This is a genomic window from Phyllobacterium sp. GQ127, from assembly GCF_059758635.1.
On record NZ_JCAXDZ010000001.1, the window covers coordinates 18,814 to 36,811 of the forward strand.

17 protein-coding genes are annotated in these 17,998 nt (G+C 52.5%); 7 read left to right on the forward strand and 10 right to left on the reverse strand.

The window, feature by feature from the left end:
* The first annotated feature begins 158 nt into the window (after positions 1-158).
* On the forward strand, positions 159-1,826 hold the full coding sequence (locus AC6CHM_RS00065; RefSeq protein WP_498171487.1) for an electron transfer flavoprotein-ubiquinone oxidoreductase: 1,668 nt from the start codon (positions 159-161) through the stop codon (positions 1,824-1,826).
* 36 nt (positions 1,827-1,862) lie between these two features.
* Here the strand turns inward: AC6CHM_RS00065 and AC6CHM_RS00070 are convergent, their stop codons facing one another.
* Positions 1,863-2,870, reverse strand: a complete 1,008-nt coding sequence (locus tag AC6CHM_RS00070; RefSeq protein WP_498171492.1) for an endonuclease/exonuclease/phosphatase family protein — start codon at positions 2,868-2,870, stop codon at positions 1,863-1,865.
* Between the two features lie 467 nt (positions 2,871-3,337).
* Between AC6CHM_RS00070 and AC6CHM_RS00075 the strand changes: the two genes are divergently transcribed.
* On the forward strand, positions 3,338-3,688 hold the full coding sequence (locus AC6CHM_RS00075) for a VOC family protein (protein WP_307283696.1): 351 nt from the start codon (positions 3,338-3,340) through the stop codon (positions 3,686-3,688).
* A 14-nt stretch (positions 3,689-3,702) separates the two neighbouring features.
* On the opposite strand, the gene AC6CHM_RS00080 is transcribed toward AC6CHM_RS00075, so the two are convergent.
* Complete coding sequence (locus tag AC6CHM_RS00080) at positions 3,703-4,149, reverse strand: MarR family winged helix-turn-helix transcriptional regulator (protein ID WP_307283700.1); 447 nt, start codon at positions 4,147-4,149, stop codon at positions 3,703-3,705.
* Positions 4,150-4,217: 68 nt separating this feature from the next.
* On the opposite strand from AC6CHM_RS00080, the gene AC6CHM_RS00085 reads away from it, so the two are divergent.
* Positions 4,218-4,979, forward strand: a complete 762-nt coding sequence (locus tag AC6CHM_RS00085) for a VOC family protein (RefSeq protein ID WP_498171499.1) — start codon at positions 4,218-4,220, stop codon at positions 4,977-4,979.
* 3 nt (positions 4,980-4,982) lie between these two features.
* On the opposite strand, the gene AC6CHM_RS00090 is transcribed toward AC6CHM_RS00085, so the two are convergent.
* A complete protein-coding gene (locus AC6CHM_RS00090; protein ID WP_336440951.1) occupies positions 4,983-6,491 on the reverse strand; it encodes an AMP nucleosidase in 1,509 nt (502 codons plus the stop codon).
* Between the two features lie 44 nt (positions 6,492-6,535).
* A complete protein-coding gene (locus AC6CHM_RS00095) occupies positions 6,536-6,700 on the reverse strand; it encodes a hypothetical protein (RefSeq protein ID WP_162802424.1) in 165 nt (54 codons plus the stop codon).
* A 180-nt stretch (positions 6,701-6,880) separates the two neighbouring features.
* On the opposite strand from AC6CHM_RS00095, the gene AC6CHM_RS00100 reads away from it, so the two are divergent.
* A complete protein-coding gene (locus AC6CHM_RS00100; RefSeq protein WP_498171501.1) occupies positions 6,881-7,582 on the forward strand; it encodes a glutathione S-transferase N-terminal domain-containing protein in 702 nt (233 codons plus the stop codon).
* Between the two features lie 918 nt (positions 7,583-8,500).
* Positions 8,501-9,622: an ABC transporter substrate-binding protein gene (locus tag AC6CHM_RS00105; RefSeq protein WP_337353767.1), complete on the forward strand. Its 1,122-nt coding sequence runs from the start codon at positions 8,501-8,503 to the stop codon at positions 9,620-9,622.
* A gap of 92 nt (positions 9,623-9,714) precedes the next feature.
* On the opposite strand, the gene AC6CHM_RS00110 is transcribed toward AC6CHM_RS00105, so the two are convergent.
* Positions 9,715-10,062: a DUF2147 domain-containing protein gene (locus AC6CHM_RS00110; protein WP_307283717.1), complete on the reverse strand. Its 348-nt coding sequence runs from the start codon at positions 10,060-10,062 to the stop codon at positions 9,715-9,717.
* Positions 10,063-10,541: 479 nt separating this feature from the next.
* Between AC6CHM_RS00110 and AC6CHM_RS00115 the strand changes: the two genes are divergently transcribed.
* A complete protein-coding gene (locus AC6CHM_RS00115) occupies positions 10,542-10,808 on the forward strand; it encodes a tetratricopeptide repeat protein (protein WP_115051908.1) in 267 nt (88 codons plus the stop codon).
* Between the two features lie 194 nt (positions 10,809-11,002).
* Positions 11,003-11,239, forward strand: a complete 237-nt coding sequence (locus AC6CHM_RS00120; RefSeq protein ID WP_354345011.1) for a hypothetical protein — start codon at positions 11,003-11,005, stop codon at positions 11,237-11,239.
* Between the two features lie 30 nt (positions 11,240-11,269).
* Here the strand turns inward: AC6CHM_RS00120 and AC6CHM_RS00125 are convergent, their stop codons facing one another.
* The 5 genes from AC6CHM_RS00125 to AC6CHM_RS00145 all read right to left on the reverse strand — a co-directional run bounded on the left by AC6CHM_RS00125 (position 11,270) and on the right by AC6CHM_RS00145 (position 17,943).
* Complete coding sequence (locus AC6CHM_RS00125; protein ID WP_498172620.1) at positions 11,270-13,258, reverse strand: acetyl-CoA carboxylase biotin carboxylase subunit; 1,989 nt, start codon at positions 13,256-13,258, stop codon at positions 11,270-11,272.
* Positions 13,259-13,465: 207 nt separating this feature from the next.
* Positions 13,466-15,073 (reverse strand): carboxyl transferase domain-containing protein, encoded by a 1,608-nt coding sequence (locus AC6CHM_RS00130; protein ID WP_498171504.1) that lies wholly within the window; start codon positions 15,071-15,073, stop codon positions 13,466-13,468.
* A gap of 17 nt (positions 15,074-15,090) precedes the next feature.
* Complete coding sequence (locus AC6CHM_RS00135) at positions 15,091-15,963, reverse strand: hypothetical protein (protein WP_498171505.1); 873 nt, start codon at positions 15,961-15,963, stop codon at positions 15,091-15,093.
* A 194-nt stretch (positions 15,964-16,157) separates the two neighbouring features.
* Positions 16,158-17,321, reverse strand: a complete 1,164-nt coding sequence (locus tag AC6CHM_RS00140) for an isovaleryl-CoA dehydrogenase (protein ID WP_498171508.1) — start codon at positions 17,319-17,321, stop codon at positions 16,158-16,160.
* Positions 17,287-17,943, reverse strand: coding sequence for a TetR/AcrR family transcriptional regulator (locus AC6CHM_RS00145; protein ID WP_498171510.1), 657 nt, complete (start codon positions 17,941-17,943; stop codon positions 17,287-17,289). The genes AC6CHM_RS00140 and AC6CHM_RS00145 overlap by 35 nt, the downstream gene beginning before the upstream one ends.
* Between the last annotated feature and the right edge of the window lie 55 nt (positions 17,944-17,998).

A 17,998-nucleotide genomic window follows, 5' to 3' on the forward strand; every position in this document is an offset into this window, starting at 1 on the left:
TAAAGTAAGTATAAAAATATGCCGGCTAGTCGTGGAATGAGGGCAATTGGCCGCATCTGATAGGCGCGACTCATTGTGGCAAACAGTTATTGTTGCGCTACAAATCAAAAAAACGACGCGCCACCGGCGCATAAGGGAATTTACTGCAGGAGGAATGCATGAGCGAGACAATTGAACTTCCAGAGCGCGAGAGCATGGAGTTTGATGTCGTGATCGTCGGCGGCGGGCCTTCCGGCCTTTCTGCTGCCATCAGGCTCAAGCAAATCAACCCCGAGCTTTCAGTTGTCGTCCTTGAAAAGGGCGGCGAGGTGGGCGCACACATCCTTTCCGGTGCTGTCGTTGATCCGATCGGTGTCGATAAGCTCTTGCCGGGTTGGCGCGAAGAGGAGGGGCATCCCTTCAAGACGCCTGTGACCGCGGATCATTTTCTTGTGCTCGGACCAGCGGGCTCTGTGCGTTTACCGAATTTCGCCATGCCGCCGCTGATGAACAATCATGGCAATTTCATTGTTTCACTGGGCAATGTGTGCCGTTGGCTTGGCACAAAGGCCGAGGAGCTCGGCGTCGAAATTTACCCGGGCTTTGCCGCAACCGAAGTGCTCTACAATGATAGCGGTGCTGTCATTGGCGTTGCGACGGGCGATATGGGTATTGAAAAAGACGGTTCGCACGGCCCAGCCTATACGCGCGGCATGGAACTGCTGGGCAAGTACACGCTTATTGCTGAAGGCGCGCGCGGCTCTCTTGCCAAGCAGCTTATCAACCAGTTCAAGCTCGATGAGGGCAAGGAGCCAGCCAAATACGGTATCGGCTTGAAGGAACTCTGGCAGATTGATCCTGCAAAGCACAAACTTGGACTTGTGCAACATTCATTCGGCTGGCCGCTTGACATGAAAACAGGTGGCGGATCGTTCCTCTATCATTTGGAGGACAACACGGTCGCGGTCGGGTTTGTCATGCATCTCAATTACAAGAACCCCTATCTGTCGCCATTCGAAGAATTTCAGCGTTTCAAAACCCACCCAGCCATTCGTGGTATTTTCGAAGGTGGAAAACGTCTTGGCTATGGTGCGCGTGCGATTACCGAAGGCGGCTGGCAATCTGTACCGAAGCTATCTTTCCCGGGCGGTGTGCTGCTTGGTTGCTCCGCCGGGTTCGTCAATGTTCCGCGTATCAAGGGTTCGCATAATGCAATGCTATCAGGCATGCTTGCCGCAGAACATGTTGCAGAAGCATTGGCGACAGGCCGGGCCAATGATGAACTGATTACTTACGAAAATGCCTGGCGCACCAGCGAAATCGGCAAGGACCTCAAGTGTGTCCGCAACGTCAAGCCGATGTGGTCAAAGCTTGGCACCATTGGCGGCGTCGCCCTCGGTGGTCTCGATATGTGGCTCAATACAATTTTTGGCGGCTGGTCGCCTTTTGGTACCTGGAAACACGGCAAGAATGATGCGGCATCGCTGGAGCCAGCGGCAAATTACAAGCCGATTGCCTATCCGAAACCAGATGGCGTCCTGACTTTTGATCGTCTTTCCTCAGTATTCCTCTCCAATACAAATCATGAAGAAAACGAACCAGCCCATCTGATCGTCAAGAACATGGCGCTTCAAAAGACTTCCGAGCACGATATTTATGCCGGACCATCAACACGCTATTGTCCGGCTGGTGTTTATGAGTGGGTTGAGGAACCAACCGGCCCGAAATTCGTGATCAATGCGCAGAACTGCGTTCACTGTAAAACTTGCGATATCAAGGACCCGAACCAGAATATCAATTGGGTACCGCCGCAGGGTGGCGAGGGTCCCGTCTACACCAATATGTAGAACTGCAACGACGCGCTACGGTGATGCTGAAAGCCGCTACTCAGACTTTTCAAGCATCACTGTCTGCTGCTCTGGCTCGTTGCCGTCATCGACACCGGCAATTGAAAAGCGCAGCAGAAGCGGCAGGTGGTCCGAGCCTACAGGCTCAAGAGTTTCGACCTGTGTCGAGACAATCCTGTCTGAGACCAGTATGTGGTCCAGCGGCAGGCCAATCCATTTGGCCGCGCGCGCCAGGGTTCCGTTGACCAGCCAGCTTGGGCGCAAGCCCTCTGCAATGCGTGTCTTGCTATATTGTGTGATGTTTTTTAGCGTTTGGCTCCATGGTACAGCATTAAAATCACCTGAAACAATCAACGGTCCTTCGAGTTTTTCGAAATAGGGCCGGATTTCCTCGACATTCCAGTCCTGCGCGAAAGGCCATGGCCAATCCAGATGCAACGATGCAATTATGGCGCTGCGTCCGCCAAAGTCGATCCTCGCAATAGCGACGAGACTATCAATACAGATCGGAGTTGAGCCCAATGCGAAGGGACGCCGCGAAAGGATCGCTGCGCCTCCTATTGGGCTGCGATTAGAGCAGTAAAACGTATAAGGATAACGCGCTTCTATGGCTTTAAGTCGGGGGCGCCAATTGTCGGAAACCTCCTGCAAGGCAATGACATCGGGCGACTCTCTACCGATCAACCGGAAAACCTCCGCCTGCTGCTCATTGTCATAGCGCAGATTCAGTTGCAGCAGCTTGTACTGCGCCAGGCTCGTGGGCGCAGCCTCTGCGCCGGGGGCGGTCGGCGGTGTCAGTACCGTAGCCAGGGCAGTCATGCTTAAAACGATTGCCATTATTCCTTCGCGCCAAAGACGAAGAAACAGCGCTGGCAATGCAGACAGAGCCATGAGCACGGCAAGATGCATACGAAAATGCGAAAAAGAATCGAGCGCTGGATGTGCAGCACCGAAAAAACCAAGCACCAGAGGTATGGAAAACAGAACCGGTATCAATACGGCTGCGAGCTTGATCCAGGATTGCTTGTTCTTCGTCATCATCATTCCGCATTAACCCGGCAATTGCGACGCAATCAAGATGCGATTTTCGTTTGATAATAACAACCTGAGCACTGCTGACGGCACAAATTATACAACTGTGCGTTCGTTGTCCTCCATCGGGTTTCCAGCCAAATATCGGGTAGTTTTGAGGCAGAAGCAGTGTGGCCGAGCGAACCGGCCCATCGGGAAGATGGGCTTCCCGACTGGGCATCAGCCTTGCCGTTAAAACTGGAGGTAAACTATGCGGTACATGCCGTTTAGCGTTACTCTTACTGTGAAAAAGACCCGGACTAGCTGGTGGCTCAGCATCCGGGTCCATTTCAAATAGTAAGATATAGAGGAGTGGGCGGAAATCCGCCCCTCACTCCGCTTCCAAATATAGCATCATTGGAACTATTTCTAAGCAACTTGTGGTTGGACTTTCGCTCAGCAAACCTATCCATTAGGTCTTGCGATGATGGAGAATTGCCATGGCTGTAAAACGTATTGTTGCAAACCTGCCTGCGGAAGACCCGCAGGCCTTGCGCTCGTTCTACGAAACTTTGTTCGATCTGCAAGTTGTCATGGATCATGGTTGGATTTTGACTTTTGCCTCGCCGGAAGGAACAAAGCCTCAATTGAGCGTGGCGAGCCAAGGCGGCTCCGGCACGATCGTCCCCCGGATATCAATAGAAGTCGACAATGTGGACAAGATCTACGATCTCGTCAAAGCTGCCGGTCATGAGATCGTTTACCAGATAACTGACGAACCATGGGGTGTTCGCCGCTTCTATGTTCGCGATCCATCCGGCGCGATCATAAATGTGCTGGAGCAGAGCTAGTCCCGCATTCTTCTCTAAAGCAACTTCCTCAGATCGTTGAGCAATCGCCCTTGTTCGCCAGGCGTCAAGACCTGTTCAAGTTCGCCATGCGTACTCACCCATATGGGCATCACGGCAGCGAGCAGATGCAATCCCTTATCCGTCAAAGTCAGGAGGCGGCTCCGCTTGTCGCTTGGGTCGACCATGGTCGTGATCAGACCACGTCTTTCCATTGGCTTTAGCGCGGCAGTAAGTGTCGTGCGGTCCATGGCAAGCAAAGAAGCAACAGAACTGAGATTTGGCGGCTCTGGCCGGTTCAATGACATCAGCAAGGAAAATTGGCCGTTGGTCAGCTCGTGGGGGCGAAGCGCTTCATCGAACATTCGCGCCAAAGAGCGAGCGGCCCGCTGAACGGTCAGGCACATGCAGTGATCGCGAACGTGAATAGTGGTTTCGAAAGTAACAGAGATCGTCTTTGACATGATTTATTTATGTTGATATCAACATATTTGTCAACATTCAGATACAGATCGTGGTGGGAGGAATTATCATGAGCGGAAACTTTATCTGGTACGAATTGCTGACGAGCGATACGCAGGCTGCCGAAGCTTTTTATACCCATGTCGTAGGGTGGGGGGCGGAGGATTCTGCTAACTCTCCTGTGAAATATACATTGCTGACCGTCGACAAGGCTCCCGTAGCGGGACTGATGTCGGCAAAGGATGCGAAGGTGGAGGGCGTTCCGCCCATGTGGTCAGGTTACATCATGGTTGATGACGTGGCTGACTATGTGGAGCGTGTGAAGGAGGCCGGCGGCAAAGTTCACACCGATATTATGGAGATTCCTGGCGTGGGGACATTCGCGGTTGTCGCCGACCCGCTGGGCGCTCCCTTCCAGCTATTCAAGCCATCCAAGCAGGCCCCCGATAATTATCCTGCGCCTTTTACAACTGGCACCATTGGCTGGCATGAACTTGTGTCGGGCGATGCTGACAAGGCTTTCACATTCTACTCCACGCTGTTTGGCTGGACCAAGGGTGAAGCCATGGATATGGGGCCAATGGGTACCTATCAAATATTCAATGTCGACGGCCAAATGTACGGCGGCATGATGACCAGCACCAACGCCGCCGATGTAAAGCTCTGGCGGTTCTACTTCATCGTCGACAATATCGACGCAGCGGTCGCGCGCATCAAGGAGAAAGGCGGCCAGGTGACAACCGAGCCCATGGCTGTTCCGGGTGATGCCTGGATCATTGAGGGCCGCGATCCGCAGGGCGCATATTTTGCTCTTACCGGACCGCGTAAATAATCCCTATTGGAAAGCCATCTCGAAGAAGCTGCGCAATTTTCGCGAGTGCAGCTTCTCTGGCGGCATTTCAGCAAGTTTTTCCAGTGCGCGAATACCAATCTGCAAATGCTGAGCGACCTGCCGCTTGTAAAATTCAGTCGCCATACCTGGAAGCTTTAACTCGCCATGCAATGGCTTGTCCGAAACACAAAGGAGCGTTCCATAAGGCACGCGGAAGCGGAAGCCGTTTGCAGCGATTGTGGCGGACTCCATATCGAGCGCTATCGCGCGTGATTGCGAAAGCCGCTTTACCGGGCCGCGCTGGTCACGCAGTTCCCAGTTTCTGTTATCGATTGTGGCAACAGTGCCGGTGCGCATGATCCGCTTCAGATCATAGCCTTCAAGCCCGGTAACTTCCGCTACTGCCTGTTCCAGCGCAACCTGCACCTCAGCCAAAGCAGGGATCGGCACCCATACAGGCAGATCATCGTCGAGAACGTGATCTTCGCGCACATAGGCGTGGGCAAGCACATAATCGCCCAAAGCCTGCGTATTGCGCAGACCGGCGCAATGGCCAAGCATAAGCCAGGCATGCGGCCGCAACACAGCAATATGGTCGGTTATGGTCTTGGCGTTGGAAGGACCTACGCCAATATTGACCATGGTAATGCCGGAACCATCCTCGCGCGCCAGATGATAAGCCGGCATTTGCGGTAGCCTGCCGATTGGTACGCCGGATGTGGGGGCCTCATCGCCCGCTTCTGTGATGAGGTTGCCCGGCTCGATAAAACGTTCATATCCGCCGCCGCCAGCCGCCATAAGCCCCCGCGACAAGGCGCAGAACTCATCAATGTAAAACTGGTAATTGGTGAACAGGACATAGTTCTGGAAATGCATCGGGCGCGTGGCCGTATAGTGCGACAAGCGATGTAATGAATAGTCTACGCGCTGCGCGGTAAATGGCGAAAGCGGCATGATACTATCGAGATCATCGGTTTCGTATTCGCCATTGACGATCCGGTCGTCGGTCGCAGCCAAATCCGGCACATCGAACAGATCACGCAACGGCAATAGAAAAGCGTCGGCGACCGAGGAGTCGACATGTGTGCCTTCCAGAAATGCGAAGTGAATAGGAATCGGTGTTGTTGATTCCTGTACGGTAACGGGACGGCCATGGTTGCGGATAAGCAGGCGGATCTGTTCTTCGAGATAATTATCGAAAAGATCCGGCCGGGTTATCGTCGCTGAATATTGCCCAGGTGCCGACACATGGCCAAAGGCAAGCCGCGAGTCGATCTGCGCATAGCTTGATGTTGAGAGGCTCACCTCAGGATAAAAAGCACGAAAATGCGTTGCATCTCCCGCTTCACCTCTTGCTACACTGTCGAAAGCATCCCGCAAAAATTGGGTATTGCGTTCGTAAAGCGCGCTGAGTGCCTGAACGGCGGCCTTGGCATCTGTAAATTCCTCTGCCTCAACATGGGCTGGCATGCTGATGGAGGCTGTTTTCCTGGTTCCGATTCGTTTGTCCATCACCCAATATAGTGATTCAGTGCGACATTTGAAAAGCGGTCAGCTTAAACTCTTTGCAGGCTGACCAGCAAAACCAAACCTATCCCACCATTTGAGGGCGACCGGCTTTCATAGCTTGCGGCAAAAGCAATGACAGGACCGACAAGAATGGCTGAAAATATCAATGCCCTTAAAAACAGCAGCGAGTAATTGGCAGTTGTATTTAACATGGTCGTTTCCCCGAAAGCGGCTTGGCTAGTAATGTCTGAGAACGACTTTGCTCCGGATTAGCTGAACTGGTGCTGATCTTGTTGTTCATCAACTGTTCAACAAGCGCTATGCGAGCCCCTTGTGAAAGGACAATGGCTGCCTATGTTTAAAATCCAATCGACCCACTCATGGAGACGGATATGACAAGCCAAACCAAGCCGATCGAGCTTTACTACTGGCCCACACCCAATGGATGGAAAATTTCCATCATGCTTGAAGAGCTTGGTGTTCCTTACGACGTGAAGCTGGTGAATATTGGCAAGGGCGATCAGTTCGAGCCGTCATTTCTGAAAATCGCTCCCAATAATCGCATGCCCGCCATTGTCGATCCGGAAGGGCCTGACGGTCAGCCGATCTCCATTTTTGAATCTGGAGCGATCCTGCAATATCTTGGCCGGAAGTTTGGCAAGCTCTATCCGCAGGACGAACGTAAGCGGGTCGCTGTTGAAGAGTGGTTATTCTGGCAGGTCGGCGGACTCGGTCCCATGGCAGGTCAGGCACATCATTTCCGTAATTATGCGCCCGAAAAGATCGAGTATGGCATTAATCGCTACACGAACGAGGTCAATCGACTTTATGGAGTGATGAATCGCCGCCTTGAAGGCAGGGATTTTCTTGCAGGCGAATACTCCATTGCTGATATCGCCTCCTATGGCTGGACAATTTCTCACGCCAACCAGGGCCAGGATCTCAATGATTTCCCTAATCTGAAGCGCTGGTTTGAAGCGATCCGCGCGCGTCCGGCGGTCGAGCGTGGCGTAGCCGTTGGTAAGGAAGAGCGCCGTAATCTCGCGGACGATAAGGAAGCTCAAAAGATTCTGTTCGGTCAAACAGCCCGCTAATCGCTGACGATAGCAAAAAGTAGCAGTAGCTTGCCGTGGCCAAGGAGGCACAAAATAGGTTCTCTTGGGCAGAGAACCTATTAATTCTGCGCCGACCGTAAAGCCGATGCAACGAGCCCGCAGTCAGACGGTGGGGTACGCCAAGCGGGTGGCCGTAGCAGAGCTGATAAGGCTATAGCCGGGCGATAAGTCTGCGGCAAAGCTGATAGCTGTGCCAGACTGGTAGCATTAGCCATAATCTGGTTGGCAGGTAAGTCCGAGATCAACTCGTGAGGCTGCGCAAAGCTGGCAGCAGTAGCCGAGTCAATAAATCTACGGCCGGGCGGTCAATAAGTCCGCGGCCAATAATGCCAGGCAATAAAAAGCAGTCATGGAGGGTATCCATGACTGCTTTGCATTCCTATAATTTTTGCCTGTAACCAGCAATACTGGCTCAGACCCTTGGTTCTGCTTCGGTCAACCGAATAAAATACATCCGGATGAAGCCATCAGCGCTAGCGATGTTTGAAATATCGCTGCACAGCCACCCTGAAACTTTTAACAATTACGCGCTGGGAGGATGCGCGTAAAAATTATGGCCTCGTAGATATCGATCGCAGAATAAAACAATCTTTATAATTGATACTAAAACAGCAACATTTAAAATGTAGCCAATCTATACTTCACTTGGATTTCGCGCGCAATTATACCTTAGTCTAAGACTGCCACTTTAATGAATTTGGCATTTCAGATGCTGGATGAAAGCGTTTGATGCGCAAATGCTTATAAAGCGGTTGCTTTATAGACGCTGATCGATCGATATCGGAACGGCAGCCAGCCCTGCATCGGTTCATTTCAACCATGATCTGTAAATTTTGCTGGCGCACATTCTAATTGCATGTAGGCTCCAACCGCTTTTCTTTAGAAAAAGGGGGAACCATGCCTTTCAAGAAAATTCTCTATGCGGGTCTGATTACCGCTGCTTTCGGCGCCTCATCGGCTATGGCCGAAGATATCGAGATTGCGGTGGCCGGCCCGATGACCGGCCAACTTGCCAATATTGGCGATCAGTTCAAACAGGGTGCTCAGGCCGCTGCCGACGCGATCAATGAAAAGGGCGGCATTATGGGCCGCAAGATCAAGCTCGTCATGGAGGATGACGTTTGCGATCCAAAGCAGGCCGTTTCCATCGCCAACCGCATTGTCGCTGCCGGTATCAAGTTCGTCGATGGTCATGCTTGCTCGGGTTCGAGCATTCCGGCTTCTTCGGTCTATGCTGAAGCTGGCGTATTGATGATGACGCCCGCTTCGTCAAATCCGGAATTGACCGACGCCGCTGCAAAGAATGGCTGGCCGACGATCATGCGCCTCTACACGCGCGATGATGCGCAGGGCGAATTTGTCGGACCTTGGATTGCCGAGAAGTACAAGGGCAAAAACGTCGTGGTTCTTCACGACAAGGGCGCCTATGGCAAGGGTCTTGCGGATGCCGTCAAGGGCAAGATGAATGAAGCTGGGCTGAAGGAAATTCTTTATGACGGCATCAATGCCGGTGAAAAGGATTATTCTGCGCTTATTACCAAGCTGAAGGATTTGAAGGCCGATTTCGTTTATTTCGGTGGCTATCATCAGGAAGCAGGGCTCATCCTGCGGCAAGCGGCAGACCAGAACTTCAAATTTCAGCTGATGATGGGCGACTCCATCGCATCTCCAGACTTCTGGGCCGTTTCCGGTCCTGCAGCTGAAGGGGTTATCTTCACCTTCCCAGCCAATCCGCAAGTTCGGCCTGAAGCCAAAGCAGCAGTGGAAAAGATCAAGGCTGGCGGTTTTGTACCTGATGGCTTTACGCTGTTTTCCTATGCCGTTATTGAAACTTTCGCACAAGGAATTGAGCGTGCAGGCGGCGATGATCCGGCAAAGGTCGCGGAAATTCTCAAGGACGGCACGCCCGTGAATACCGTCATTGGCCCTGTCGTTTTTGATGAAAAGGGCGATATCAAGGATGCCAAATACGATATTAATATTTGGCATGATGGAGCTTACGCACCCATAAAGGAATAATGCGGGGACCTTGCTCTCAATGAACTGGGTTTAAAAGAATGGGCAGGCAGGTTCTTTACCTTGCCTGCCCCTTTTCAATCCCGGCCCACAGATTACTGACGCGTCAAGCTCTCGCTTTTGCAGATGAGACCACCCATCACGCATCCGGACAGCGAAAGCGTGTCGCCTTTGGCGCTGGCCTTGCCATTATAAGTCTTGCCCTCATCAAGCTTGTTGACGGTGCCTTTGTAAGAGCCATCCTTGCCTGCCATGGAGCCGATGGACTTGCCCTTATATTCGCCGGTCATCACCGTACCGCAATATTTGTCCCCGCCGCAGGATGAATACTGGATAATTGTGCCGTTAGGGCGCTTCCAGGAACCAACGATAGGCTCTTCAGCCATTGCTGATCCAGTCATAAGGGCAAAGCTGGCGCAGGCCAGTAAAATTTTGAACTTCATAATATCCTCCCGGTGAAGCGAACCAGCTCTCCGCTTGTTCGCAATAGTGCTTACGCGCACGTAAAGGTAATTTAAAATGCGAAGGAAGGGAAGTATGCCCAAACGGCAATTTTCTCCGGGGCAATGGCTTTTATAAGAAGGTTTGACTTGGGCTTCGGCGGGCCCCGAAAATCGGAACTCAATATTCCAATCGGATATGTGGTTAGCAAAGGCTTGAAATCGCTCTGGCGCATTTTAGGCGAATTTTTGACAAACGCCCGTATTGCCTGGAGCATTATATTTAACGAAATCCGAAGTTTACCAATTGTTTTTGTTTTGTTTGATCCCGGTTAATCATGCCCTTTAACAGCAATTTCAAGCCTCTCCTTCATTATCGGAAGCATCAAAAGAGCACGCCAAAAACAAACAGGCGGTTCTCAGAAGTCTGACAGGGCTTTCGTTTGACGCATACGAAATAGGTTCAACAGGGGTTTGGTAAAATGGCACGCTTTGATCTTCAAAATCTGGAAAATGGCCACATTGCTGGTGCGGCTCAGACAGATATTCTTTTTGAAATGGGCATCATGTATGCGACCGGTCGCGACTGTTCCGTCGATCTTGTGGCTGCCCATAAATGGTTCAATATCGCTGCAATCAAAGGTTGTGATCGTGCCGCCAAGCTGCGCGCTGAGATCGGGGCAAAAATGCCAAAGGCTGATATCGCCGTTGCTCTTCGTGAAGCGCGCGAATGGATGACCACTCACTGACTTCGTTTGATAAAGCAATAAAAGTATAAAACTTTAATCAAATGCCGTTTATTGACGATTTTTGTGGAAAATAATCAAAATTAATTAGCAGGCGCTTGGTTCGGTCGAATATTTTGTTCGACTGGTAAAATAAATGGTATATTTCCGACATAGTGCTTTGACAATTTTCAAGCTTTTCGCGTATTGAAGATGCGGTGAAGCGCTACAACCTGCGCGTGTGCGCTATTGATAATGAAGACGGAAAACATATGCTGGACGATTTGGAGAGGTTGTTATCAAGTTTAATTGACGCTCAAACACAACTCATAACGATGTGTGCCAAATCAAAATCTTTTCCTGACAACAATACTTTGCAGAAGATTGCCACACTTGAGCTCAACATTGCGGCTGTAGAAACCGCTATTGCCAACCTGCCAAAACAGTCCGGATAGGTTTGACTCCGGCGCTGCCTCCCGAGGCGGCTATTCATTCGTCTCAAATCGCACCAGCGATGATTTTTCTTTGACTTGCGAGCTTTCCGTTACGATTTCGGCAATTTTGCCGTCATGCGGCGCGGTGATAGTGTGTTCCATCTTCATCGCTTCGAGCACCAGCAATATTTGACCCTTTTTGACCATATCGCCTGCTGAAACGCGCACTGACTTTACCAGGCCGGGCATGGGGGCACTGAGACGGTCTGCGGCATTGCCCGCTGCTTCCGCAAGGAGGAACGGGTCCGTGACGGCAAAGCTTGAAACCGCCCCTTTAGAAAGCACGGCGATGCCATTGGGTATAACCGCTGTCTTGGCGCGCAGATTGATGCCTTTTCCGGTCACATGCCAGCCGCTTGCATCACGCCGAACCTTCACTTCAATTTTTCCTGCTGGCCCGGAAAGCATGAAGCGCTCATTGTTGAGTATAGCCACGCCATAACGCACGGGCTTTTCTTCCTCAATGAGTGTTACGGGATAGGCGGGGGAACCGAGATGGCTATATCCGCGCAGGGTCGCCCATGGGTCATCCGAGGCTGGCTGTTCCAGTAATCCGCTTGCCGCAATGATTGCCAGTTCTTTTGCACCGGCAGCTGTGGCTGATGGCGCCACGAGGCTGGCAAGATCGCGATCAATAAGGCCGGTATCCACATCACCGCTGCCGAAACCTTCATGACGGATCAGGGCTGCGAGAAAGGCGAGGTTGGTGGTTGTGCCTGCAATCTCGGTTTGCACCAGCGCGCTTTCCATGGCTGCCAATGCTGCTGTCCGGTCGGCTGCGTGGACAACAACCTTTGCAATCATCGGGTCATAAAACGGCGAGATCGTATCGCCTGCGCGCACGCCAGTCTCGATGCGAATATCACCATTGGTCACGTTGTCGGGGAATGCCAGATGGTGCAGCGTGCCGATTGCCGGAAGAAAGCTGCGGGCAGGGTCTTCCGCATAAAGCCGCGCCTCAACGGCATGACCATTCAGTGCGATTTGCTTTTGCGTGAGCGGAAGTTTTTCGCCGGCAGCCACCCGCAATTGCCATTCGACCAGATCAAGTCCGGTAATCATTTCCGTAACGGGATGCTCAACCTGAAGGCGGGTGTTCATTTCCATGAACCAGAAACGGTCGGCTTTTAGACCTTCACTGGCATCGACGATGAATTCGATTGTGCCCGCGCCGGAATAATTGATCGCCAAAGCAGCCTTCACCGCAGCGCTGGTCATTGCTGCGCGCATTTCGGCGGTAATGCCCGGAGCAGGGGCCTCTTCAATCACCTTTTGGTGGCGGCGCTGTAGCGAGCAATCACGCTCATAAAGATGCACGGCATTGCCGTGATTATCGCCGAAAACCTGAACTTCAATATGGCGCGGCTTGGCAACATATTTTTCAACCAGCACACGGTCATCGCCGAAAGCGCTTTTTGCCTCACGCCGCGCACTACCCAGCGCCTCGGCAAAATCGTCGGGATTGTCGACCTTGCGCATGCCTTTGCCGCCGCCGCCAGCGCGGGCTTTGATCAGCACTGGATAGCCGATTTCCCGCGCTTTGGAGGCCAAAACCACCAGTTCCTGCGCTTCGCCGTGATAGCCTGGAACAACGGGCACCCCGGCCTTTTCCATCAGGCGCTTGGCGGCATCCTTCAACCCCATGGCACGAATGGAATCGGCGCTTGGGCCGATGAAAACCAGTCCTGCTTTCACCACTGCATCGACAAATCCGGGATTTTCCGAAAGAAACCCATAACCGGGGTGGATGGCCTCGGCTCCCGTGGCAAGCGCCGCCTCAATAATGTGGTCCGCCCGCAGATAGCTGTCCGTGACCGGCGCGGGTCCGAGATTGACCGCCTCGTCCGCCATGGCGACATGCAGGGAGTGCGCATCCGCATCGGAATAAACCGCAACGGTGCCGATCCCCATGCGCTGCGCCGTGCGAATGACTCGGCAGGCGATTTCACCACGATTGGCAATGAGAATTCTGGAAAACATTTTTGTCATTCTTGCATCTCGCTTGTTCGGCATGTGCATTTTGCGTGGTTCGACAGGCTCACCATGAGGGAGGTTGCCGCTTTGCCTGCACGCTGGAGTATCTGGGGCTTTGCAATCCTCAGTTCTTCCTCATGGTGAGCTTGTCGAACCACGCTGAGCCGGGTTGCCAATGTGCGCTTTGCATCAAGCATCGGAGTTGCCATCCCATTACATCCTGAACATGCCAAAGCGCGTTTCTTCCACTGGTGCGTTCAGTGCGGCGGATAGGGATAGCGCCAGCACTTCGCGGCTCTTTGCCGGATCGATGATGCCGTCATCCCACAGCCGTGCCGAGGAATAGAGCGGGTGGCCTTCGCGCTCATATTTTTCAAGGATAGGCGCACGGAAGGCTGCCTCTTCTGCGGCGGACCATTCAGCCCGCTTGCGCTCAATTCCCTCGCGCTTGACCAGTGCCAGAACCGTTGCCGCCTGTTCGCCTCCCATAACGGAAATGCGTGCGTTCGGCCACATCCACAGGAAGCGCGGGGAGAAGGCGCGTCCGCACATGCCGTAATTGCCAGCGCCAAAGGAGCCGCCGACTATCATCGTTACCTTCGGCACCCGGGCTGTTGCAACCGCCGTCACAAGCTTTGCGCCATCCTTGGCGATACCGCGTGCCTCATAAGAGCGCCCGACCATGAAACCGGTAATGTTTTGCAGGAAAACCAACGGGATGCCGCGCTGGGTGCAAAGCTCGATGAAATGCGTACCCTTGAGCGCGCTCTCCGAAAACAAAACGCCATTATTGGCGATGATCCCGACCGGCATGCCGTAAAGATGGGCAAAGCCGGTAATCAGCGATGTCCCGTAATTTTGCTTGAACTCGTCAAACTCCGAGCCATCGACAAGCCGCGCGATAAGTTCACGCGCATCGTAAGGCTGGCGCAGATCTGTCGGCACAATGCCGTAAAGCTCATGCGGATCATAAAGCGGCGGAATCACTTTGCGAAGGTCGAGCCCTATCTCTTTCTTTCGATTCAGGTTTCCAACGATACGGCGGGCAATGGCAAGCGCATGCGCATCGTCCATTGCGTAGTGATCGGCCACGCCGGACTCGCGCGTATGGACTTCCGCTCCGCCAAGGTCTTCTGCTGAAACTTCTTCCCCTGTGGCTGCTTTGACAAGCGGAGGGCCAGCCAGAAAAATCGTCGCCTGTCCCTTCACCATGATTGTCTCTTCCGACATGGCCGGCACATAGGCGCCGCCCGCCGTGCACGAGCCCATCACCACAGCGATCTGCGGAATGCCAGCCGCCGACATATTGGCCTGATTATAGAAGATGCGACCGAAATGCTCGCGGTCAGGAAACACCTCATCCTGATTGGGCAGATTGGCGCCGCCACTATCGACCAGATAGAGGCATGGCAGATTATTTTGCATGGCGATTTCCTGCGCCCGCAAATGCTTCTTTACTGTGAGAGGATAATAGGTGCCGCCTTTGACCGTCGCATCATTAATGACGATCATGACTTCCTTGCCGGAGACACGCCCGATCCCGGCAATCATGCCAGCCGAGGAGATGTTGTCGCCATACATATCCCACGCTGCAAACTGACCGATCTCCAGAAATGGTGAGCCGCTGTCCAGAAGCTGCGCAAGTCGTTCACGCGGCAAAAGCTTGCCGCGCGAACTATGCCGCGCGCGCGCCTCATCGGTGCCGCCTTTGCTGACCACTTCCGCTTTGGCGCGAATATCATTGACCAGTATCCGCATCCGCTGTGCATTGGCCTTGAAGGTTTCGGTGTCGGTAGAGATTTGCGAGGTCAGAATGCTCATGCGTTTCCTTTAGGGTGCTATTTCAACGGCCTAAAAATCTGAATTCTGTTATTGCGACGTATGTAGACTTCGTCAGACAGCAGGCTGAAACCTTCCTTGAAGGTAATCCTGATAACGTCACGGGCTATGTTGGCGGCGCCCGGAATTGCTGCGTCAATGACAAATAATTCGTCCATGCGCGGTACAACAAAGATCGCGCCCTCGGGATATTTATTGTCGAGAGAATCCCAAAAACCATCGAGCAGTACAAGTGAGGTGGAAAGAAAAGTATTATTGTCCACCTGAAAGCGGTCTACCACACCTGCAACATTGTCTTTCTGAATTGCTGATAGTTTTTGCGTTACATTCTCAAGCGAAATATCGCGCAATTCCTCCAAGGAATAATCGGGTAAATCCTGAACGGAAAGAGGAGACATCGCTTCGGGAAGATCGACCATATAGACGGCATGAAGCTTACCGGCGATTTGCTCGTGCTTTATCTTAACGCCGAGCTTTGCAGTTTCTTCTACATATTCCTGTGAGCGAAGAACAATCACAAGGTCGTTGATATCATTCGGCGTCGATTTGCCGGAATCTAAGATCTGCACGCGCTGTCTTATGGCTTCCAACACATCCGGGTCACCCTGCGCCTGTATCCGCCCATAAAGATTGGCAAGATCAAAGCCGAATTCCTTGTCCTTATATTTGCCGGTAATAAGCGCAGCCATTGTTTTATCGGCAGTGATATCGGTCATGCCCGGCATTTTCTTCAATATCTCGATCACATAGAGGCGGAGTTCTTCCATGCTGGAGAATTTTCGCGATTTGGCAAAAGTCGCGCCTGATGATGAGAGGAAGGCGAATGCTGGAACAAATGCCAGTAACTTTCTTCGGTTAAGCAAGATTTTCATGAAAAATTCCGATCTGAAAATAGGTAATAAAAAGCGAAAAAATATAGTCTTCCGCCCAGCAAAATAAACGCTGAACGGTGCATATTCCAGACGGTGTCCGGAATGGTTCAATTGATATGGCTGAGATAAGATCATCTCTTTCTGCCGGTCCTCATATCAATACTTGATTGATCAATGATGATTGCCGAAATTGTTTAAGCACTTTCGGCAAACATTTCCCGCCCGATTAGCATGCGCCTGATTTCGCTGGTGCCTGCGCCGATCTCGTAGAGTTTGGCATCGCGCAGCAGACGTCCGGTCGGGTAATCATTGATATATCCATTGCCGCCAAGCGCCTGGATAGCCTCAAGCGCACACCATGTTGCTTTTTCGGCTGCATAGAGGATGCACCCGGCAGCGTCCTTGCGTGTGGTTTCGCCGCGGTCGCAAGCCAAAGCCACCGCATAAACATAGGCGCGTGATGCGTTCATTGTCGTGTACATGTCGGCAAGCTTACCCTGCATCAATTGGAATTCGCCAATTGGCTGGCCGAATTGCTTGCGTTCATGCACATAGGGAACAACCACATCGAGACAGGCAGCCATAATGCCGATTGGGCCACCAGCCAGAACAACGCGCTCGTAATCAAGGCCGGACATCAGGATTTGCACGCCCTTGCCCTCTTCGCCGAGCACGTTTTCAAACGGCACTTCGCAATCCTCGAACACCAGTTCGCAGGTATTGGAGCCGCGCATACCCAGCTTGTCGAGCTTTTGTGCCGTCGAAAATCCCTTGAAGCCTTTTTCAATCAGAAAGGCGGTCATGCCGCGCGAGCCGGCAGAAGGATCAGTCTTGGCATAGACGACAAGCGTATTTGCGTCAGGACCATTGGTGATCCACATTTTATTGCCGTTCAGCACATAGCGGTCATTCTTTTTGTCGGCGCGCAGCTTCATTGAAACCACATCCGAGCCAGCACCGGGTTCGGACATGGCCAGCGCGCCAACATGTTCGCCAGAACAAAGCTTAGGCAGATATTTCTCTTTCTGTTCAGCGGTGCCCCAGCGATTGATTTGATTGACGCAGAGATTGGAGTGAGCGCCATAGGACAGACCGATCGAGGCCGAAGCGCGGGAAATTTCTTCCATGGCAATGGCATGGGCCAGATAGCCCAGACCCGAGCCGCCAAAATCCGGATCAGCCGTCATGCCAAGCAGACCGAGCGCACCCATCTCCTGCCAAAGATGCATTGGAAACTGGTTGCTCTTATCCGTTTCTTCCGCCAAAGGCGCGACCTTTGCTTGCGCAAACCGCTGCACAGTCTCGCGCAATGCTTCGATCTCGTCAGAAACTCCGAATTTTAGGCCCGACTGGTACATCACGTCCTCCCTTTGCGATTGTTTCGATCTTCTTGGCACCAACAAGGCGCAATCCCAATTCGACATAATTTTCGGCAACTTCGCTGGCCGTCAGCCGGTCATCGGCACGAAACCACACATTGACACCCGTGGTCATGGCGATGATCGCCCGTGTAGTCAGCGCTATATCGGCAATGTCAAACGCGCCTGCCTCAATCCCTTCATCCAGAATATCACGCAGACTGCCTTCATAGGTGGAGCGGAGCTTGACAATTATTGCAAGATTATCGGCGGAAAGGCTGCGCAGTTCCATATTGGCGATGTGAACATCGTCGCGGCGCTCCACATGGTACTGGATATGGAAGCGGATAAAGGCGGCAAAACGCTCGCGCACTCCTTGCGCCTTTCCGTTTTCCTGCTGCCATGCGCCCAGCAGCCGCTCCATATGATCCCGCATCACTGAAAAGAGCAATTCCTGCTTGTTGGGATAATAACGGTAGAAGGCGGCAGGTTGAACGCCCACTTCTTCCGCCAGCTGGCGCATCGACATGGCCTCATAGCCAATACGCGCTATCAGGCGTTTGGCTGCGGCATCAATAGCGCTGCGGGTTTTCTCTCCATCTGATCCGGTCGTGCGTGCCATGGTGAATTAATAAAACGAACGTTCAATTAATTCAAGGGTCATATTAGACCTTCGT